The following is a 16631-nucleotide window of genomic DNA, read 5'->3' on the forward strand; positions in this document are numbered from 1 at the left end:
AGTCGATGACGACGATACGAGAAACGGCCGGGCTGGACGCGGCCGTGGCAGCGCTGGACGCTGCGCGCTCGGTGAGCGTCATCTGCCATGTGCAGCCGGACGCGGACACCATCGGAAGTGGTCTGGCACTGGCGCTGGTCCTGCACCGACGCGGAACTCCGGTGTGCGTGTCGTTCGCCGAACCGGCGAACCTGCCCATGTCGATGACCGAGTTGCCGGGTGTGCGCCATCTGGTGGCGCCTGCCGAGGTCCCCGCGGAAGTCGACCTGCTCGTCACGGTGGATTGCGGCAGTGTGGGGCGCCTCGGTGCGCTCGCCGATCGATTGCCCGGCGCCGCAACCACACTGGTGATCGATCACCATCGGTCGAATACGCGCTTCGGTGCGATCAATCTGGTCGATCCCGCCGCCGAGTCCACCACGAGTGTGATCGCGCGGTTGCTCGACGCGTGGGGCGTGCCGATCGATCCCGAGGTGGCGCAGTGCCTGTACGCGGGTCTGGTGACCGACACCGGGTCGTTCCGGTGGGTCCGGCCGGGTACGCACGACTTGGCCGAGCGGCTGCTGGCCACCGGTATCGCCGGCGCCGAGATCGCCCGCACTCTGCTCGATACCCACCCGTTCGGTTGGCTGCCGATGCTGTCGCGGGTCCTCGGCACCGCACAGCTGGTGCCGGACGTCCGTGGTGGCGTCGGGCTGGTGTATGCGTTCGTGCGCCGCGCCGATGTCGACGGGATGGGGTCGGAAGAAATCGAAAGTGTGATCGACATCGTGCGGACGACCGCCGAAGCGGGAGTCGCGGCGGTATTCAAAGAGTCCCGCACCGTGCCCAACCGGTGGACGGTGTCGCTGCGCTCACGCGGCAGCGGGCGGAATACCGGCGACGGTATCGATGTCGCCGAGATAGCCACGGCGCTGGGTGGCGGCGGTCATCGCTTCGCAGCGGGCTACACGGCGTACGGCACGCCGGACGATCTGGTCGGCGCACTGGTGGCCGTACTGGGGTGATCTCCCGGGTAGGAGAGGTTCGATGAACGTGATGCGCACCGGTGACGTGCAGGACGCCGGGTCGATGACGCCGCAGGCGCTCGGTGGTACCGAACCGGCACCCGCGGTCGGGCCCGGCGGCATTCTCGGGCTCGCGTTGCCGACGCTCGGTGTGCTGGTCGCCGAGCCGATCTACCTGTTGTTCGACCTCGCCGTCGTCGGCCGCCTCGGGGCGCTCGCGCTGGCCGGTCTCGCCGTCGGCGGATTGATTCTCGCGCAGACGAGCACGCAGCTGACCTTTCTGTCCTACGGCACCACGGCGCGATCGGCCCGCCGCCACGGCGCCGGCGATGAGCGGGGCGCGGTTGCCGAAGGGGTGCAGGCTACCTGGATCGCGTTGGCGGTCGGCGCCACGATCCTGGTGCTGGTACAGGGCTTCGCCGTGCCGCTGACAACGGCGATTGCGGGCGGTGGCGAGATCGCCGATGCCGCATTGGCCTGGATCCGGATCGCCCTGTTCGGCGTGCCGCTGATCCTGATCGCCATGGCGGGCAACGGCTGGCTGCGTGGCGTCCAGCAGACCCGCAAACCGCTGGCCTACGTCGTTGCTGGACTCGTCGTTTCCGGCATCCTCTGCCCGGTGCTAGTACACGGGCTGCTCGGCGCGCCGCGCATGGAGTTGCCCGGCTCCGCCGTCGCGAACGTCGCCGGTCAGGGTGTCGCGGCGGTGCTGTTCCTGAACGCGCTGATCCGCGAACGGGTTTCGCTCCTCCCGCACTGGGCGGTGATGCGCGCCCAGCTCGTCCTCGGCCGCGACCTCATCGTCCGCAGTTTCGCCTTCCAAGCCTGCTTCGTTTCCGCTGCCGCGGTCGCCGCCCGGTTCGGCGCGGCGTCGGTGGCCGCCCACCAGTTGGTGTTGCAACTCTGGAACTTCCTCGCGCTGACCCTGGATTCGCTGGCCATCGCGGCCCAGACGCTCACCGGTGCGGCACTCGGCGCCGGCGACGCCGTCGGTGCCCGCCGCCTTGCCTGGCGGGTCACCCAGTGGTCGGAGGTGTTCAGCGTGGTCCTCGCCGTCTGCTTCGCGGCGGGGGCATCGGTCATCCCGACCCTGTTCACCGACGACCCGGAGGTCGTGGACCGGACCCACGTGGTGTGGTGGTTTTTCGTCGCCCTGATCCCGGTGGCAGGCATCGTCTTCGCGCTCGACGGCGTCCTGCTCGGTGCGGGCGACGCCGCCTACTTGCGGACCAGCACGCTGGCCGCGGCGATGCTCGGCTTCCTGCCCGCCATCTGGCTGTCGCTGGCTTTCGGGTGGGGTGTCGCCGGAATCTGGTCCGGACTGGTCGCGTTCATGCTGTTGCGGCTGGTCGCCGTCGCGGTGCGGGCGTCGTCGGGTCGATGGGCCCGAGTCGGCGCCGAGGTGCCGCGGTAGCCGACACTCGGATCGACCGGTGCGCGCGGACCGGAACGGATGTGCCAAGGTAGGTGTGGTGATACCCAAGTTGATGGCGGTGAGCGACGTGCACGTCGGGCACCAGGGGAATCGGCCGATCGTCGAGCAGATCACGGCGGACTCGCCGGAGGACTGGCTCATCGTGGCCGGCGATGTGGGGGAGAAGACCGAGGACATCCGGTGGGCGCTGGAGCTGTTGCGTAGCCGGTTCGCCAAGGTGATCTGGGTGCCGGGCAATCACGAGTTGTGGACCACGGTGAAGGACGAGGTGCAGATTTCCGGCGTGGCGCGCTACGACTACCTCGTCGCGATGTGCCGGGACCTGGATGTGCTCACCCCGGAGGATCCGTTCCCGGTGTGGGAGGGCGCGGGCGCCGAGGAGTACGGCGGACCGGTGACGCTGGCGCCGATGTTCCTGCTCTACGACTACTCGTTCCTGCCGGAAGGCGCCACAACCAAAGCGGAGGGGCTCGCCATCGCGCGCGAGCGCAATGTGGTGGCTACCGACGAGTTCCTGCTCTCGCCGGAGCCGTATGTCACCAGGGACGCGTGGTGCCACGCCCGGGTACAGGTGACCGAGCGCAGGCTCGACGCGCTGGCGCCCGGAACCCCGGTCGTGCTGATCAACCATTTCCCGTTGGTTCGTCAGCCGACGGACGTGCTGTTCTACCCGGAGTTCGCGCTGTGGTGCGGCACCGAACTCACCGCCCACTGGCACACGCGGTACAACGTGGTCTGTTCGGTGTACGGTCACCTGCACATTCCGCGCACGTCGCACTACGACGGCGTCCGGTTCGAAGAGGTATCCCTCGGCTATCCGCGCGAATGGCAGCGTCGCGGTCTGCCCGAGCGGCTGCTGCGCCAGATTCTGCCGACTCCGCAGTACCCGCCGGGCACGCTGAACACCTGGGGCGGGCACTTCCAGGTGACGCCTGAAATGGAGGCGGCCGCGGCCGAAATGCGCAGCCAGGCGCAGCGGCGGCGCGGACTGAAGTAGAGCGCGTGCCGCCCGCTCGGCTGGTCCGGGTCGCCATCCAGCCATTCGATGGCTCGCGGCCTCCGCAGTGTGGAATGGCGAGGTGGTCACCGATTCGGCGCGGGCGATGGCGGCGGCGGAATCCGGCGCGTCGGCCCTCGACTACGCTCGTCGATGATGATCGAGAAAATTCTGCCCGCGGGTGTCGCGTCTGCCGAGCTGCTGACGTACCCGGAGGACCTGAAGCCGTTTCCGGCCGAGGAACATCTCATCGCCAAGTCGGTGGAGAAGCGGCGCCGTGATTTCATCGGTGCGCGCCACTGTGCGCGGCTGGCGCTCGCGCAACTCGGTGAGCCGCAGGTCGCGATCGGCAAGGGAGAGCGCGGCGCTCCGGTCTGGCCGCGCGGGATCGTTGGCAGCTTGACGCACTGCGATGGCTATCGCGCCGCCGCGCTGGGGCACAAACTGCGGTTCCGTTCGATCGGCATCGATGCCGAGCCGCACGACACACTGCCCGACGGCGTGCTCGACTCGGTCAGCCTGCCACCGGAGCGGGAATGGTTGAAGACCACCGACTCCGCGCTGCACTTGGACCGGCTGCTGTTCTGCGCGAAGGAAGCCACCTATAAGGCGTGGTTCCCGCTGACGGGGCGCTGGCTCGGCTTCGAGGACGCGCACATCACCTTCGAGATCGAAGACAGCGCCGCCGATTCCGGGCACGGCAGCTTCCACACCGAACTGCTGGTGCCCGGCCAGACCATCGACGGCGGGCCCGGGCTACGTTCGTTCGACGGCCGCTGGCTGATCACCGACGGGTACATTCTCACCGCGATCGTCGACGCGTGATGGACGGTCTGGGCGGGCTGCTCATCGTCGACAAGGACGGCGGCTGGACCAGTCACGACGTCGTCGCGAAATGTCGAAGGCTGCTGCACACGAAGAAGGTCGGGCATGCGGGCACGCTGGACCCGATGGCCACCGGTGTGCTCGTGCTCGGCGTGGAACGCGCGACGAAGCTACTCGGCCTGCTCACCTTGACGACCAAGGCGTACACGGCGACCATTCGGCTCGGGCAGTCGACCAGCACCGATGATGCCGAGGGAGAGGTGCTCGCCACGACCCCGGTGCGACAGCTGACCGACGACGACATCGCCGCCTGCACCGCTGCGCTGACCGGTGACATCGATCAGGTGCCGGCCACCGTCAGCGCCATCAAGGTGAACGGCGAGCGCGCGTACGCCCGCCACCGGGCGGGGGAGGACGTGCAGTTGGTCGCCCGGCCGGTCACGGTGGCACGCTTCGACGTGCTCGCTCGCCGCGACGTCGGCGAGTTCGTCGACCTGGACGTGGTGGTCGAATGCTCGTCGGGCACCTACGTGCGTGCGCTGGCTCGCGACCTGGGCGCCGCGCTGGGCGTCGGCGGCCATCTGACCGCGTTGCGCCGCACCGCGGTCGGCCCGTTCACCCTCGAGCACGCGCGCACCCTCGACGACTTGGCGGCCGCGGCGGAATCCGGCGCGCCGCTGCTCGGTCTCGACATGGACCAGGCCGTGCGGACCGCGTTCGCGCACCGCGAGATCGATCCGGCGCAGGCTGAGGACCTGCGTAACGGCCGCTGGCTCGAACCCATCGGCATGCCGGGCGTATACGCCGCCATCGACCAGGACGGCCGGGCGATCGCGCTACTGCGCGAGAGCGGCAAGCGGGCGGCGTCGGTCATGGTCGTGCGCCCAGCCAATCTGTAATCGGCCGCGAATCATTCGCGAACCGTGCAGTCACCGGCTCCCGGTGGCGCGTGCCGCGGAGCGGCTGAGTCGATCACCGGCTGTAGTGCGCCGAATAATGCCCCGAGCGACGTCTCGCGCATCTCGGTGCGCGTCAGCGTGCCGTTCTCCAGCCAGTCGACGGTGAGCACTCGGACGAAGGTGAGCCAACTCATCAGGATCGAGGAGACGGCCGCGCGAATGCGCCCCTCCAACCCCATCGCGTCGAGCACGCGGTTGCGCAGCTCGCCGAGCTCACCGGTGACGATCGCCTGGATCGTGGGATCGGCGGCCAGCACACGGTTGGCGGCGAGCACGCTGTTGGCGTTGGCTTCGAAGTAGTCGAAGTGCGTGTCCAGACCTGCGGCGAGCTGGTCGGCCAGCGGGGCTGCGGCGTCGAAAGTCGTTGCGATCAGCAATCGATCGGACGCGAGCTCGTAGACGCCGGCGAAAAGGTCGCGCTTGCTCGGGAAGTGCCGGTAGAGCAGAGCGCGGGACACTCCCGCCGCGGTAGCGACATCCGCCATGAGCACGGCGTCGTACGGGCGTTCGGCGAACAGTGTCGCTCCGGCGTCGAGCAACGTACGGCGGCGTTCATCGGGCGACATACGGCGGCGGGTACTCACCTCGTGAGCTTAGTTGACGCGTGTCTACCAAAGCCGTAGAGTTGCTTAGTTGACGCACGTCAACTAAATCGCCGAGCGGTCGGAATGCGAATTCTCCTGCGCGCCCGGCGGATACGCGACGAGTATCCGAAAGGGATGTATGTCCGCGGCATTGAAGTGGCTTTCCCTGATCATGGGCGTCGCCTGCGTGGCCATCGGGTTCCTGCACATCACACTCGGGATCGACGCGGTGCCCGACCTGGGCTCCGCCGGCGTGACCGCCGACAGTCAAAGCAGGTTCTTCGGTGCGATCTTCGTCGGGTACGGCCTCGCCTGGATCTGGGCGGCGCGACAATCGCCGATCCCGGCGATCACTGTGCGCTGGCTGGCCGGGATCTTCCTGCTCGGTGCGGTAGCCCGTTTCGTGTCGGTCGCGGTGTACGGCTGGCCGCACTGGTTCCAGCTCGTGCTGACCGCCCTCGAGGTGCTGCTCCCGCCGATCTACTTCTGGCTCGCCGACGCCGACGAGAAGCGCGTCGGCTCGAAGTCGGTCACCGGCCAGGTGCCCACGTCGAGTTGAGCCGCGTAGCCGGCCTCGACGCGGCCCGTCCTGAGTTCTGGACCGCACGGCGCCAACGGAATCCGTACAGTATGCGGTGGCTGTTCGGTGCGGAATCCGCCCCCGGCTACCGGTAGGAAGTGGCAGCGAAGGCAGTAGGCAATGACAGAACACCCGGTCGACACGTTCGAACTGTGGGATCGTGACGGCGACGGCCTCGTCTCGGTCGAGGACATCACCGACGGCATCCGCGCGCTGGGTCTGGAAGTCGACGTCGAGGCGGTCGAGCGCTTGGTCGCCGCAGCCGACACCAACGGCGACTTCCTGGTTTCCCGTGCTGAATTCGACGTTGCCCTGGTCGGCGGCCGCATCGAGGTCACCGATGCCGAGGCCGCCTTCGCGGTCTTCGATGTCAACGGTGACGGCCGCATCTCGGTCGAGGAACTCGAATCCCTCCTCCGTCATGTCGGGGAAGGTCGGATCGACGAGCCCGCCGAGGCTCTGCTTGCCGCGGCGGACCGGGATGGTGACGGCTACCTCTCGCTCCCGGAATTCCGCGCGCTGCTGGACTTTCTCTCGCGCTGACGATCTGCCGTGCGGGCCGGGCCCGCGCTCAGATCGCGTTGGGCACGTTGCCGATCTGCCGGCGGAGGCGTTGCACGGCGTCCTCCATGTGCTCGACCAGCAGGGCCCTTGCCCGGTCGGGTGCGGCGGTGGCGATCGCCTCGCGCAGATCGACGTGTTCGCGGGCCTGCTCGCGCAGGTCGGGGTAAGTGGTCTGCAGGGCGCCCAGGCACATGCGGGTCTCGATGAGCAGGGTGCGGGCGGCGCGGACCAGTCGCGGGCAAGCGGCGCTTTCCACCAGGGCCTCGTGGAAAGCCTGATCGGCATCGGACACGCCGACCACGTCGCCGCATTCGGCTCGGGCGCACATCTTCTCGACGCTCGGACCGAGAGCTTCGTAGGCGAGGGGCCGGCGACCGTCCAGGATCAACTCGAGCGCGCCGCCCTCGAGCGCCGTCCTGGCCCGGTAGATGTCGATGACGTCGTCGAGGGTCAGCTCGATGACGAAGATGCCGCGATGGCGGATGCTGTGCAGCAGCCCCTCGGACACCAGGCGCTGCATCGCCTCCCGGACCGGACCCCGCGACACCCCGAACTGCGCCGCGAGATCGGCTTCGCCGAGCTGCGCACCGGGAGTGAGGTTGCCGTGCATAATCGCTTCGCGAAGCCGGTCGGCGATCATCTCCGCGGTCGACTGCCGGTTCACCGGCTCGAAATCAAGGACGGACATCGGTCTGCCTTTCGAACAGGGCGCCGAGCCCGGCGACGAACGGTTCGGCGCCGGCCAGCCGCAGTCCGGCCCAGATGGTGACCTGATTGGCGGTCAGCACGGGTTTGCCGAGCGTCACCTCCAGCTCCGGCAGAACGGTCAGGGTGTGCATGGCGGTATCGGGGATCAGCAGCGCCTGGGCTTCGGGGTGGTCGTTGTCGACGGCCAGCCGTAGCACCTCGGCGGGGGTGAGGGTGCCGACCTCGGCGGCGGTGTCGATGCCCGCGCTGGACATGGAGACGACCTCGATGCCGGCGTCGGCCAGAAACTCGACGAACAGGCGCGCGACCTCGTCGGGATAGCTCGCCGCGACGGCGACGGTGCGCAGCCCGAGCGCGTGCACGGCGTCGGCGAATGCCAGGCTGGTGCTGGTCGCCGGTACGCCCGCGACTTCGGCCAACGCGCGCACCTGATCGCGGGCGCCGGCGGGGCCGTAGACGAAACTGCCGGATGTGCAGGCCCAGACCACCGCGTCGGGTCGGTGCGGTGCGAGCAACGCGGCGCCGTCACGCAATTTCTCCGGGCTGCCCAGGTCGAGCAGTTCGGGGATGGCGTGCAGGTCGGTGCCATAGATGTGCGCTACTGGGAGGTTGGCGCCGAGTGTCGCCGCGGCCAGTGGGTAGTCGTCCTCGGCCGCGTGATCGGGGTAGATGAAGCCGATGGTGGGTGCCTGCATAGGAGGTGATTCCTTCAGAAAACGTTGGCTAGCCATTTGCCTGGACCCATCATGGGCAGCTTCATTCGGCCGAGACAGGCCCACATGGTGAGCTGGTTGGCGGTGATCACCGGTTTGCCGAGCGCCTGCTCCAACGGCTCGATGACGTCATAGGTCGGAAGGTTGGTACAACTGACGAAGATGGCCTGGGCCGACGGATCGTCGGCGCCGACGATCCGCTCGGCGATGGTGCGGTAGCTGACCTTCCAGATCCCGCCACCGAGCCCGAGATGGTCGGAGCGGACCACCTCGCACCCGGCCTCGGCGAGGAAGTCGTGCAGCCGGTGGGTGAGGATCTCGTCGTACGGGGTGAGCACCGAGATTCGGGTGAGATCGAGGTGGCGGATGGCCTCGAGCAGGGCGCCCGAGGTGGTCACCGCGTCCTGAGCGCCCGCCTGGCAGATGGTGTCGCACAACGACTTCTCGTAGTCGAGGCCCTTGATGAAGCTGCCCGATGTGCACAGGTAGGCGACCACCTCGGGCTCTACATGCAGCACGTTGCGCGTGGCGGCGGTCAAGTGGGCCGCGTCGGACACCAGCTCGGCCATCTCCAATGACACCGGGACCGGTTCGTAGGGGGTGCGGGCCAGGTGCAGACTCACTTCCAGTGGCGCCCAGCGCCACAGCTCCCGTTCGAGTGCGAGGTCGAACGGGGCGATGATCCCGATGCCCCGTTGCGCAACGGGCCCCTCGAGGTCGGGAAAACTCAGATCCACTGGAGCCCCTCTCGCGCTCAGCCGGAACCACCTCCGAACACGATCGGATTGTTGACAATCATACGATGTGATCTTAGTGTGTCAATGTGGAAGAGGGCCCCATTGTCGCCGTCCTGCACAGTGACAGTGTGCCCGACGCCGAACTCATGGCCGCCGTCGCAGATCGCGCCACGGTTCGCTATACCGAGGCGGTCGGGCTCGCCACCGCGCTACGCGGGGCGGAGGCGTTGTTCGTCTACGACTTCGGCACCCGCGCGTTGCCCGGCGCCTGGCACGCGGCCGACCGGCTGCGCTGGCTACACATGGGATCGACCGGTGTCGATCCGGCGATGTTTCCCGAGCTGCGGGCGAGTGATGTGGTGGTGACCAATACGCGAGGCGTCTTCGATTCCGCGATCGCCGAGTACGTGCTCGGACAGATTCTCGGATTCGCCAAGGATCTGTCTGGCTCGCTGTTGCTGCAGCAGCAGCACGAGTGGCGCCATCGCGAATCGGAGCGAATCGAAGGGGCGACCGCCCTGGTCGTCGGCACCGGCGCGATCGGGCGGCGGATCGCCCGGCTGCTGCGCGCGGCCGGGATGACGATCCGCGCGGTGGGCCGGCGAGAGCGGGCTGCGGATCCGGATTTCGGCACCGTCGCCACCGATCTGTATGCCGAACTGTCCGAGGCGGACTACGTCATCGCGATCGCCCCGCTGACGGCTCAGACCAGAAATATGTTCGACGCCAGCGCTTTCGCGGCGATGAAGCCACATGCCAGGTTTGTCAACGTCGGTCGCGGGGAACTCGTTGTGACCGACGATCTCGTTGCCGCGCTGCGCACCGGATCGATCGCCGCAGCGGCGCTCGATGTGGTGGATCCGGAACCGCTCCCGGCGCAGCATCCCTTATGGGACCTGCCGAATGTGCGGATCACTCCGCACAACTCGGGTGATTTCCTCGGCTGGCGGACCGAGATCGTCAACGCGTTCACCAAGAACTTCGACAAATGGATCGCCGGACGTCCGCTGGACAACGTGGTCGACAAAAGGCTGGGGTACGTCCCCGGCTGAAGGAGCCCATTCATGAGCTACCCCGATATGAAAAATCCCACAGATCCGGCCGCGATGACGGCGGTCGAGTTGGTTTCGGCCTACGCGGCGGGGGCACTGTCACCCGTCGAGGCCACCGAGGTGATCCTGCGGGCCATCACCGACCGGGACGGCGCGGTCAACGCGTTCTGTCTAGTCGACCCCGACCGTGCCATGGTGCAGGCGAAGGAATCCGAGGCGCGCTGGCAATCCGGCCATGCCCGCGGCCTACTCGACGGCGTACCGATCTCGATCAAGGATGTGTTCCTGACCGAGGGGTGGCCCACCCGGCGCGGTTCCACGTCCATCGACCCGAGCGGCCCGTGGCCGGTCGACAGCCCGGTCGCGGCGCGGCTGCGCGAGGACGGGATGGTCTTTCTCGGCAAGACGACCACTCCGGAGATCGCCTGGAAGGCGGTGACCGACAGCCCGCTGACCGGCATCACCCGAAATCCGGTCGATCCGTCCACCACCGCGGGCGGTTCCTCCGGCGGAAGCGCCGCGGCGGTCGCGGCGGGCATGGGGCCGGTTTCGGTCGGTACCGATGGTGGCGGCAGTGTGCGGATTCCGGCCTCCTTCTGCGGCATCGTCGGCTTCAAGCCCACCTATGGCCGGATTCCGCTGTACCCGGCGAGTCCTTTCGGTCCGCTGGCGCATGCGGGCCCGATGGCACGCACTGTCGAGGACGCGGCATTGCTGATGGATATCCTGTCGCTGCCCGATCCGCGCGACCCGACCGCGCTCGCCCCGCCGGTCACCGCGCTGCGCGCCGAGATGCACCGCGACGTGCGCGGGCTGCGGGTGGCGTACTCGGCAACGCTCGGCTACGCCGAGGTCGACGCCGAAGTCGCGACGATCGTGGCGGGGGCGGTAGCCCAGCTCGCCGAAGCCGAACTCCTGGTCAGCGCGGCCGACCCCGGCTTCACCGATCCGCGCGAGGCGTTCGAGTTGCTGTGGGCCGCCGGTGCGGCCACCATGTTGTCGGACTTCCCGGATGGCACCCGCGAGCGGGTCGATCCCGAGCTGGGGTTGGTGTGGGACCGCGGCGAGACCGTCCGGGCCGTCGATTATCTCGCCGCGCGGAACGTGGCGGCCCAGATCGGCATCGCCATGGGTGCTTTCCACACCGACTACGACGTCCTGATCACCCCGACGGTGCCGATCCCGGCCTTCGAGGCGGGCCACGACGTGCCGCCGGGCAGCGGGTTGCACAGCTGGCCGCAGTGGACGCCGTTCACCTACCCGTTCAACCTCACTCAGCAGCCGGCGATCAGCATCCCCGCGGGAACCACCCGTGCCGGGCTTCCGGTCGGACTACAGATTGTCGGCCCCCGCCACTCCGACGATCTGGTGTTGGCCGTGGCCCGCTTCGCCGAACACGTGCTGGCGTCCTGAACGCCGAGCAGCGGCTCCGGAGGCTCCGGGGCCGCTGCTCGGTCAGTCAGGCGAGGTCAGGCGCGGGCGAAGGCGAGCGTCTCGCCTTGCACTCCCTGCAGCCACAGTGCGTTGCACGCGGCGGCCATCTCGGCGAGCCCATCCTCGATGGTGGCGAAGACATTGCCCGGTACCCAGCCCAGGTCACCGTTGATCAGTAGGTTGTTGCGGCCGTAGAACAGGGCCAGATCGGTGGCGCCGCGATCGTGCTCGGCCGCGGAGCCGGGTTCGTAGCCGTAGGCGGGATTGCCGATCTCCCACGGCTCGAAGTCGAACAGGCACACGTCGCCGGGGATCGGTGTGATGGTCGGGTTCTCGCGATGCGGGGCCGCGCTGATCCGCGGGACGAGGGTGTAGACCTCGTTGCGCGCGTACTTGGCGTGAAACGCGTCGCCTTCCTGCGGCAGCGCATCCCACACCGCGGCGCAGGTACCCGGTGCTTCCGCGTCGAGTAGTCGTGCGCGACAGGCCACCCCGGCTTTGGTCAGGGTGATGGTGATGTAGCGGGCCATGCGGTCCTGCTTCCTGGTCGGTGCTCATCGGCGCGAGCACAGCGGTCACGAGCGATCGGGCGACCTGCGGCGGTCGCTGCGGAAAGCGCTACAGCTCGGCGAGGACTTCCGACCAGATCGCGAGTGCGTCCTCGATCTGCGTATCGGTCACGATCAGCGGCGGAATCATCCGCACCACGTTCGAGTGGGCGCCGCAGGTGAGCAGCAGCAGTCCCTTCGCCACGGCGGCGCGCTGGGCTGCCGCGGCGGTATCCGGATCGGGTTCGCCGGTGGGCGTGGTGAATTCGGCTCCCGCGAGCAGACCGAGGCCGCGCACGTCACCGATCGCCTTGGTGGCGTTCTCGCGCAGGCCGCGCAGCAGTTGCGTGCCGCGGGCGGCGGCGTTCTCCACCAGCCCTTCGGATTCGATGACCTCGAGCGTGGCGATTGCCGCCGCACAGGCCACCGCGTTGCCACCGTAGGTGCCGCCTTGCGAGCCCGGCCATGCCCGAGCCATGAGCTCGCGCGAGGCCGCGATGCCCGAGAGCGGGAATCCGCTGGCGAGTCCCTTGGCGATGGTGATCACGTCGGGGCGCACGCCGAAGTGCTGATGTCCGAAGAATTTTCCGGTGCGCCCGAATCCGGTCTGGATCTCGTCGAAGATCAGCAGGATGCCGTGCCGGTCCGCGCGGTCGCGCAGTCCCCGGAAGAACGCCGTGTTGCCCGGGATGTAACCACCCTCGCCGAGCATCGGCTCGACGACGAACGCCGCGGTCTCCGCGGGTGAGGTGAGCGTGGCGAACAGGTAGTCGAGTTCGCGCAGCGCGAAGGCGGTGGCCTCCTCCTCGCTCCAGCCGTACCGGAACGCGGTGGGGAAGGGCGCGACATGCACACCCGACATGAGCGGGCTGAAGCCCGCCGAGAACCGGGTGCCGGAGGTGGTCATGGTCGCGGCGGCGACGGTGCGGCCGTGAAATCCGCCGTGGAAGACGACGACGTTCGGCCGCCCGGTGGCCTGCCGGGCCAGCCGCAGCGCCGCCTCGACCGCTTCGCTGCCGGAGTTGGCGAAGAACAGCGCGTCCAGCCCCTCGGGCAGCACCGCGCCGAGCCGCTCGGTCAATTCCAGTAGCGGCTTGTGCATCACTGTTGTGTACTGGCCGTGGATCAGTGACGCGACCTGGGCTTGCGCCGCCGCGACGACGTGCGGGTGACAATGGCCGGTGCTGGTCACCCCGATTCCGGCGGTGAAGTCCAGATACCGGCGTCCGTCGGTGCCGTAGAGATAGCACCCGGCGCCATGGTCGACGATCACCGGGGTGGCTTGTTTCAGGACGGGCGATAGCTCGGTCATGGTGATCCGCCTTCGTGTGCGAGGGGCGTGCGTCTGAAGATTGTCTATTGTCGGATTGTCGACAATATGCATAACATGGCCGCACGGGTCGCAGCAATGGCCGAGCGCTGCGCGGGGATGAAAGGAGCCCTCAACGATGCTCACCGAGACCGCGCTGAGCGCAGCGGAGCGGGTCGCGATCGATACGGTGCCGAGAGGGCTGTTCATCGGCGGCCGATGGCGGGAGACCGAGCGGTCCCTGCCGGTCGTCGATCCGGCGACCGGTCACCTGCTCTGCGAGGTGGCCGATGCCGGCCCGGAAGACGGCTCGGCGGCGCTCGATGCGGCGGACGCGGCGCAGGCGGAGTGGGCCCGCACCCCGCCGCGGGAGCGCAGCGACCTGCTCATGCGCGTGCACCGCGCGCTGTTGGACGACGTCGACCGGCTCGGATTGATCGCGACATTGGAGATGGGCAAGCCGTTGGCCGAGGCCCGCGGCGAGATCGCCTACGCGGCCGAGTTCTTTCGCTGGTTCGCCGAGGAGGCCGTGCGGTTGGACGGCGGATACATGCCGGCGCCGACGGGCGGCGGACGTTTTCTGGTGACCAGGCAGCCGGTCGGTCCGAGCCTGCTCATCACACCGTGGAACTTCCCGATGGCCATGGGTGCGCGCAAGATCGCGCCCGCGCTTGCCGCCGGCTGCACCTGTGTGGTGAAACCCGCTGAGCAGACCCCGCTTTCGATGCTCGCCCTGGCCGAGGTGATGGCCGCGGCCGGGTTGCCCGCCGGGGTGGTCAACGTTGTCACGACCGCCGACCCCGCGGCAGTGATGACGCCGCTCATCCTGGACGACCGCTCACGCAAACTGTCGTTCACCGGCTCGACCGCGGTCGGCAAACAGCTGCTCGCACAGTGTGCGCAGACGGTCATGCGCACCTCGATGGAACTCGGCGGGAACGCCCCGCTGCTGGTGTTCGAGGACGCCGACCTCGACGAGGCGGTCGAGGGAGCGCTCGCGGCGAAGATGCGCAATATCGGCCAGGCGTGCACGGCCGCCAACCGGATCCTGGTCCAGCGCTCCGTCGCCGGTGATTTCTCCCGTCGCCTGGCCGATCGGATGGCGGCGCTACCGGTAGGCCGCGGCACCGAACCGAACGTGGTCGTCGGCCCGCTCATCGACGCCGATGCCGTGACGAAGGTGCGGGGCCTGGTCGACGACGCCCGCGCCCGCGGTGCCGAGGTGCTGACCGGCGGAGCCCCGCTGGACGGACCGGGAAACTTCTACCCCGCGACCGTGCTGGTCGACGTGCCCGACGATGCCGAAATGTGCCACACCGAGATCTTCGGTCCCGTCGCGGCGATCGGTGTTTTCGACACCGAGGAGGAAGCGGTCACGCGCGCCAACGACACCCCGTACGGATTGGTGAGCTACGTGTTCACCGAAAACCTTCGGCGTGGCTTGCGGGTGTGCGAAGCGTTGGAGACCGGCATGGTGGGACTCAACCAGGGTGTGGTGTCGAATCCGGCCGCGCCGTTCGGTGGCGTCAAGGAATCCGGGCTCGGCCGCGAAGGCGGCCTGACCGGAATCGACGAGTTCCTGGAGACCAAGTACATCGGAGTACGACTGTGAAGGAGCGTCAGCGCGTGAACCGAGGACACAGCGCGCACTCGCGCACGACCGAACCCCGCGTCAGCGAGGCATCATCGTGAGCGGATACCGCATCGCCACCATCCCGGGCGACGGCATCGGCGTCGACGTCACCGCGGAGGCGGTGAGGGTGCTCGACGCCGTGCTGCCCGGGCTGGAATGGACCGAATTCGAGTGGTCGTGTGAGAACTACCTGCGTACCGGCGCGATGATGCCGCAGGACGGTGCGGAGCAACTCGCGGGGTTCGATGCGATCTTGCTCGGCGCGGTCGGCTTTCCCGGTGTGGCCGACCATGTTTCGCTGTGGGGCCTGCTGATCCCGCTGCGCCGCGCCTTCGGCCAGTACGTCAACCTGCGTCCGGTGCGACTGCTGCCCGGCACCCAGTCGGCGCTGCGCGACCGGACCGCCGCCGACCTGGACATTCTCATCGTGCGGGAGAATTCCGAGGGCGAGTACTCCCGGATCGGCGGCATCCACAACGAGGGCCGTCCCGACGAGTTCGTGCTCCAGGAGTCGGTGTTCACCCGGACCGGGTGCGAACGGATCATTCGCTACGCGTTCGAGCGTGCCGCCGAACGGTCCGGGCAGTTGTGTTCGGCGACGAAGTCGAACGGGATCATCCACTCGATGCCGTACTGGGACAGCGTCTTCGAGCGGATCGCGGTGGAATACCCCCAGGTGAGCACCCGTCAGATGCATGTCGACGCGCTGGCCGCCGAACTGGTGTTGCACCCGGACCGGCTCGACGTGATCGTCGGCTCGAACCTGTTCGGCGACATACTCTCCGATCTTGCCGCCGCCGTCACCGGGGGACTCGGGCTCGCACCCTCGGGCAATATCAATCCCGATCGCATCGCCCCGTCGATGTTCGAGGCCGTGCACGGTAGCGCGCCGGATATCGCCGGTCAGGGCATCGCGAATCCGGTCGCGCAGATCTTGGCGGGTGCCATGCTGCTCGATCATCTCGGCGAAGCCACCGCGGCGGCCGCGGTCGACCGAGCGGTATGCGATGTCCTGGCCACCGGCGAGACGCTCACTCCTGACCTCGGTGGAACCGCCACCACCGCCGACCTCGGCGCGGCGATCGCCGCCCGCGCCGCTGAACTGGCACGGCGACCCGCCGGAGTCGATCCGCGCTGACCGAGGTGCCGGAAGTCGTTGCGGTACACCCGATCACCGGTCTCGACCAGCTCCGAGCCCCGGACCGGCGGTACCCGGTAGATCGCGAGCACGCGGACGCTCCGTACCGCGCTACGGTGCGCTGGTCCAGGTGTTGCTGGGAGCAGGCGGCGTCGTGATGGGCGAAGATGTGTTTGTCACCTGTGCGAGGAGCGGCAGCGCGGTGCCGTCGTACCGCGACACTTCCTGACCCCCGCCGATCGCTTCGCGTGGCGCCTCGGCGACGGCAGTTGCCGAAGCAATCCGCTGAGACGACAGGCGCGGACCGGCCGGAGACGTCGCTCGTCATGCGCGCGAAACCAGCCGAGCAGGTCTTGTCGTAGTTCGAGACGTCCTCGGCGGAAACCGCGCCGCACGCCGCGGCCGGCT

Annotated in this window: 17 protein-coding genes; 11 read left to right on the forward strand and 6 right to left on the reverse strand. The window is 68.5% G+C overall.

The features are described from left to right. The first annotated feature begins 5 nt into the window (after window positions 1-5). The 5 genes from AB0B25_RS19735 (at window position 6) to truB (ending at window position 5163) form a co-directional block, all read left to right on the forward strand. Complete coding sequence (locus tag AB0B25_RS19735; RefSeq protein ID WP_357181280.1) at window positions 6-1007, forward strand: bifunctional oligoribonuclease/PAP phosphatase NrnA; 1002 nt, start codon at window positions 6-8, stop codon at window positions 1005-1007. A gap of 64 nt (window positions 1008-1071) precedes the next feature. After that, window positions 1072-2421 carry an MATE family efflux transporter gene (locus tag AB0B25_RS19740; RefSeq protein ID WP_357181504.1) on the forward strand — a complete coding sequence of 450 codons (1350 nt, stop codon included), beginning with the start codon at window positions 1072-1074 and terminating at the stop codon, window positions 2419-2421. A 58-nt stretch (window positions 2422-2479) separates the two neighbouring features. After that, window positions 2480-3439 carry a metallophosphoesterase gene (locus tag AB0B25_RS19745; RefSeq protein ID WP_357181283.1) on the forward strand — a complete coding sequence of 320 codons (960 nt, stop codon included), beginning with the start codon at window positions 2480-2482 and terminating at the stop codon, window positions 3437-3439. 156 nt (window positions 3440-3595) lie between these two features. After that, complete coding sequence (gene npt, locus AB0B25_RS19750) at window positions 3596-4264, forward strand: 4'-phosphopantetheinyl transferase Npt (RefSeq protein WP_357181286.1); 669 nt, start codon at window positions 3596-3598, stop codon at window positions 4262-4264. Continuing rightward, window positions 4264-5163: a tRNA pseudouridine(55) synthase TruB gene (truB, locus tag AB0B25_RS19755; protein ID WP_357181506.1), complete on the forward strand. Its 900-nt coding sequence runs from the start codon at window positions 4264-4266 to the stop codon at window positions 5161-5163. Before npt ends, truB begins: the two co-directional genes overlap by 1 nt. A gap of 11 nt (window positions 5164-5174) precedes the next feature. Here truB and AB0B25_RS19760 read toward each other — a convergent pair whose 3' ends face one another. After that, window positions 5175-5807, reverse strand: a complete 633-nt coding sequence (locus AB0B25_RS19760; protein ID WP_357181289.1) for a helix-turn-helix domain-containing protein — start codon at window positions 5805-5807, stop codon at window positions 5175-5177. 139 nt (window positions 5808-5946) lie between these two features. Here AB0B25_RS19760 and AB0B25_RS19765 point away from each other — a divergent pair, with 139 nt between their 5' ends. Continuing rightward, on the forward strand, window positions 5947-6366 hold the full coding sequence (locus AB0B25_RS19765) for a DUF4345 domain-containing protein (RefSeq protein WP_357181291.1): 420 nt from the start codon (window positions 5947-5949) through the stop codon (window positions 6364-6366). Window positions 6367-6507: 141 nt separating this feature from the next. Beyond that, window positions 6508-6930: an EF-hand domain-containing protein gene (locus AB0B25_RS19770; RefSeq protein WP_357181294.1), complete on the forward strand. Its 423-nt coding sequence runs from the start codon at window positions 6508-6510 to the stop codon at window positions 6928-6930. A gap of 28 nt (window positions 6931-6958) precedes the next feature. Here the strand turns inward: AB0B25_RS19770 and AB0B25_RS19775 are convergent, their stop codons facing one another. The 3 genes from AB0B25_RS19775 to AB0B25_RS19785 are packed head-to-tail and all read right to left on the reverse strand — an operon-like array spanning window position 6959 to window position 9109. Next, window positions 6959-7639: a GntR family transcriptional regulator gene (locus tag AB0B25_RS19775; protein ID WP_357181297.1), complete on the reverse strand. Its 681-nt coding sequence runs from the start codon at window positions 7637-7639 to the stop codon at window positions 6959-6961. After that, window positions 7626-8354 carry a maleate cis-trans isomerase gene (locus tag AB0B25_RS19780; RefSeq protein WP_357181300.1) on the reverse strand — a complete coding sequence of 243 codons (729 nt, stop codon included), beginning with the start codon at window positions 8352-8354 and terminating at the stop codon, window positions 7626-7628. The genes AB0B25_RS19775 and AB0B25_RS19780 overlap by 14 nt, the downstream gene beginning before the upstream one ends. A 14-nt stretch (window positions 8355-8368) precedes the next feature. Next, window positions 8369-9109, reverse strand: a complete 741-nt coding sequence (locus tag AB0B25_RS19785; RefSeq protein ID WP_357181303.1) for an Asp/Glu/hydantoin racemase — start codon at window positions 9107-9109, stop codon at window positions 8369-8371. Between the two features lie 86 nt (window positions 9110-9195). Between AB0B25_RS19785 and AB0B25_RS19790 the strand changes: the two genes are divergently transcribed. Beyond that, complete coding sequence (locus tag AB0B25_RS19790; RefSeq protein ID WP_357181306.1) at window positions 9196-10161, forward strand: D-2-hydroxyacid dehydrogenase; 966 nt, start codon at window positions 9196-9198, stop codon at window positions 10159-10161. Between the two features lie 27 nt (window positions 10162-10188). Next, window positions 10189-11574, forward strand: a complete 1386-nt coding sequence (locus tag AB0B25_RS19795; protein WP_357181508.1) for an amidase — start codon at window positions 10189-10191, stop codon at window positions 11572-11574. Window positions 11575-11630: 56 nt separating this feature from the next. Here the strand turns inward: AB0B25_RS19795 and AB0B25_RS19800 are convergent, their stop codons facing one another. Together AB0B25_RS19800 and AB0B25_RS19805 are read right to left on the reverse strand one after the other, a co-directional pair. Beyond that, a complete protein-coding gene (locus AB0B25_RS19800; protein ID WP_357181309.1) occupies window positions 11631-12125 on the reverse strand; it encodes a DUF3830 family protein in 495 nt (164 codons plus the stop codon). An 88-nt stretch (window positions 12126-12213) separates the two neighbouring features. Next, complete coding sequence (locus AB0B25_RS19805) at window positions 12214-13455, reverse strand: aminotransferase class III-fold pyridoxal phosphate-dependent enzyme (RefSeq protein WP_357181312.1); 1242 nt, start codon at window positions 13453-13455, stop codon at window positions 12214-12216. 136 nt (window positions 13456-13591) lie between these two features. Between AB0B25_RS19805 and AB0B25_RS19810 the strand changes: the two genes are divergently transcribed. Then, window positions 13592-15064: an NAD-dependent succinate-semialdehyde dehydrogenase gene (locus tag AB0B25_RS19810; protein ID WP_357181315.1), complete on the forward strand. Its 1473-nt coding sequence runs from the start codon at window positions 13592-13594 to the stop codon at window positions 15062-15064. A 73-nt stretch (window positions 15065-15137) separates the two neighbouring features. Further along, window positions 15138-16223 (forward strand): tartrate dehydrogenase, encoded by a 1086-nt coding sequence (locus AB0B25_RS19815; RefSeq protein WP_357181511.1) that lies wholly within the window; start codon window positions 15138-15140, stop codon window positions 16221-16223. Window positions 16224-16631 lie beyond the last annotated feature (408 nt).

Source organism: Nocardia sp. NPDC049190, from assembly GCF_040648115.1.
Lineage (GTDB): Bacteria > Actinomycetota > Actinomycetes > Mycobacteriales > Mycobacteriaceae > Nocardia.

Excerpts from the sequence above, each read along its gene's own strand:
- AB0B25_RS19735 (WP_357181280.1), top strand. The coding sequence starts at position 6 with ATGACGACGATACGAGAAACGGCCGGGCTGGACGCGGCCGTGGCAGCG.
- AB0B25_RS19740 (WP_357181504.1), top strand. The coding sequence starts at position 1,072 with ATGACGCCGCAGGCGCTCGGTGGTACCGAACCGGCACCCGCGGTCGGG.
- npt (WP_357181286.1), top strand. The coding sequence starts at position 3,596 with ATGATCGAGAAAATTCTGCCCGCGGGTGTCGCGTCTGCCGAGCTGCTG.
- truB (WP_357181506.1), top strand. The coding sequence starts at position 4,264 with ATGGACGGTCTGGGCGGGCTGCTCATCGTCGACAAGGACGGCGGCTGG.
- AB0B25_RS19765 (WP_357181291.1), top strand. The coding sequence starts at position 5,947 with ATGTCCGCGGCATTGAAGTGGCTTTCCCTGATCATGGGCGTCGCCTGC.
- AB0B25_RS19770 (WP_357181294.1), top strand. The coding sequence starts at position 6,508 with ATGACAGAACACCCGGTCGACACGTTCGAACTGTGGGATCGTGACGGC.
- AB0B25_RS19775 (WP_357181297.1), bottom strand. The coding sequence starts at position 7,639 with ATGTCCGTCCTTGATTTCGAGCCGGTGAACCGGCAGTCGACCGCGGAG.
- AB0B25_RS19780 (WP_357181300.1), bottom strand. The coding sequence starts at position 8,354 with ATGCAGGCACCCACCATCGGCTTCATCTACCCCGATCACGCGGCCGAG.
- AB0B25_RS19795 (WP_357181508.1), top strand. The coding sequence starts at position 10,189 with ATGAAAAATCCCACAGATCCGGCCGCGATGACGGCGGTCGAGTTGGTT.
- AB0B25_RS19800 (WP_357181309.1), bottom strand. The coding sequence starts at position 12,125 with ATGGCCCGCTACATCACCATCACCCTGACCAAAGCCGGGGTGGCCTGT.
- AB0B25_RS19805 (WP_357181312.1), bottom strand. The coding sequence starts at position 13,455 with ATGACCGAGCTATCGCCCGTCCTGAAACAAGCCACCCCGGTGATCGTC.
- AB0B25_RS19810 (WP_357181315.1), top strand. The coding sequence starts at position 13,592 with ATGCTCACCGAGACCGCGCTGAGCGCAGCGGAGCGGGTCGCGATCGAT.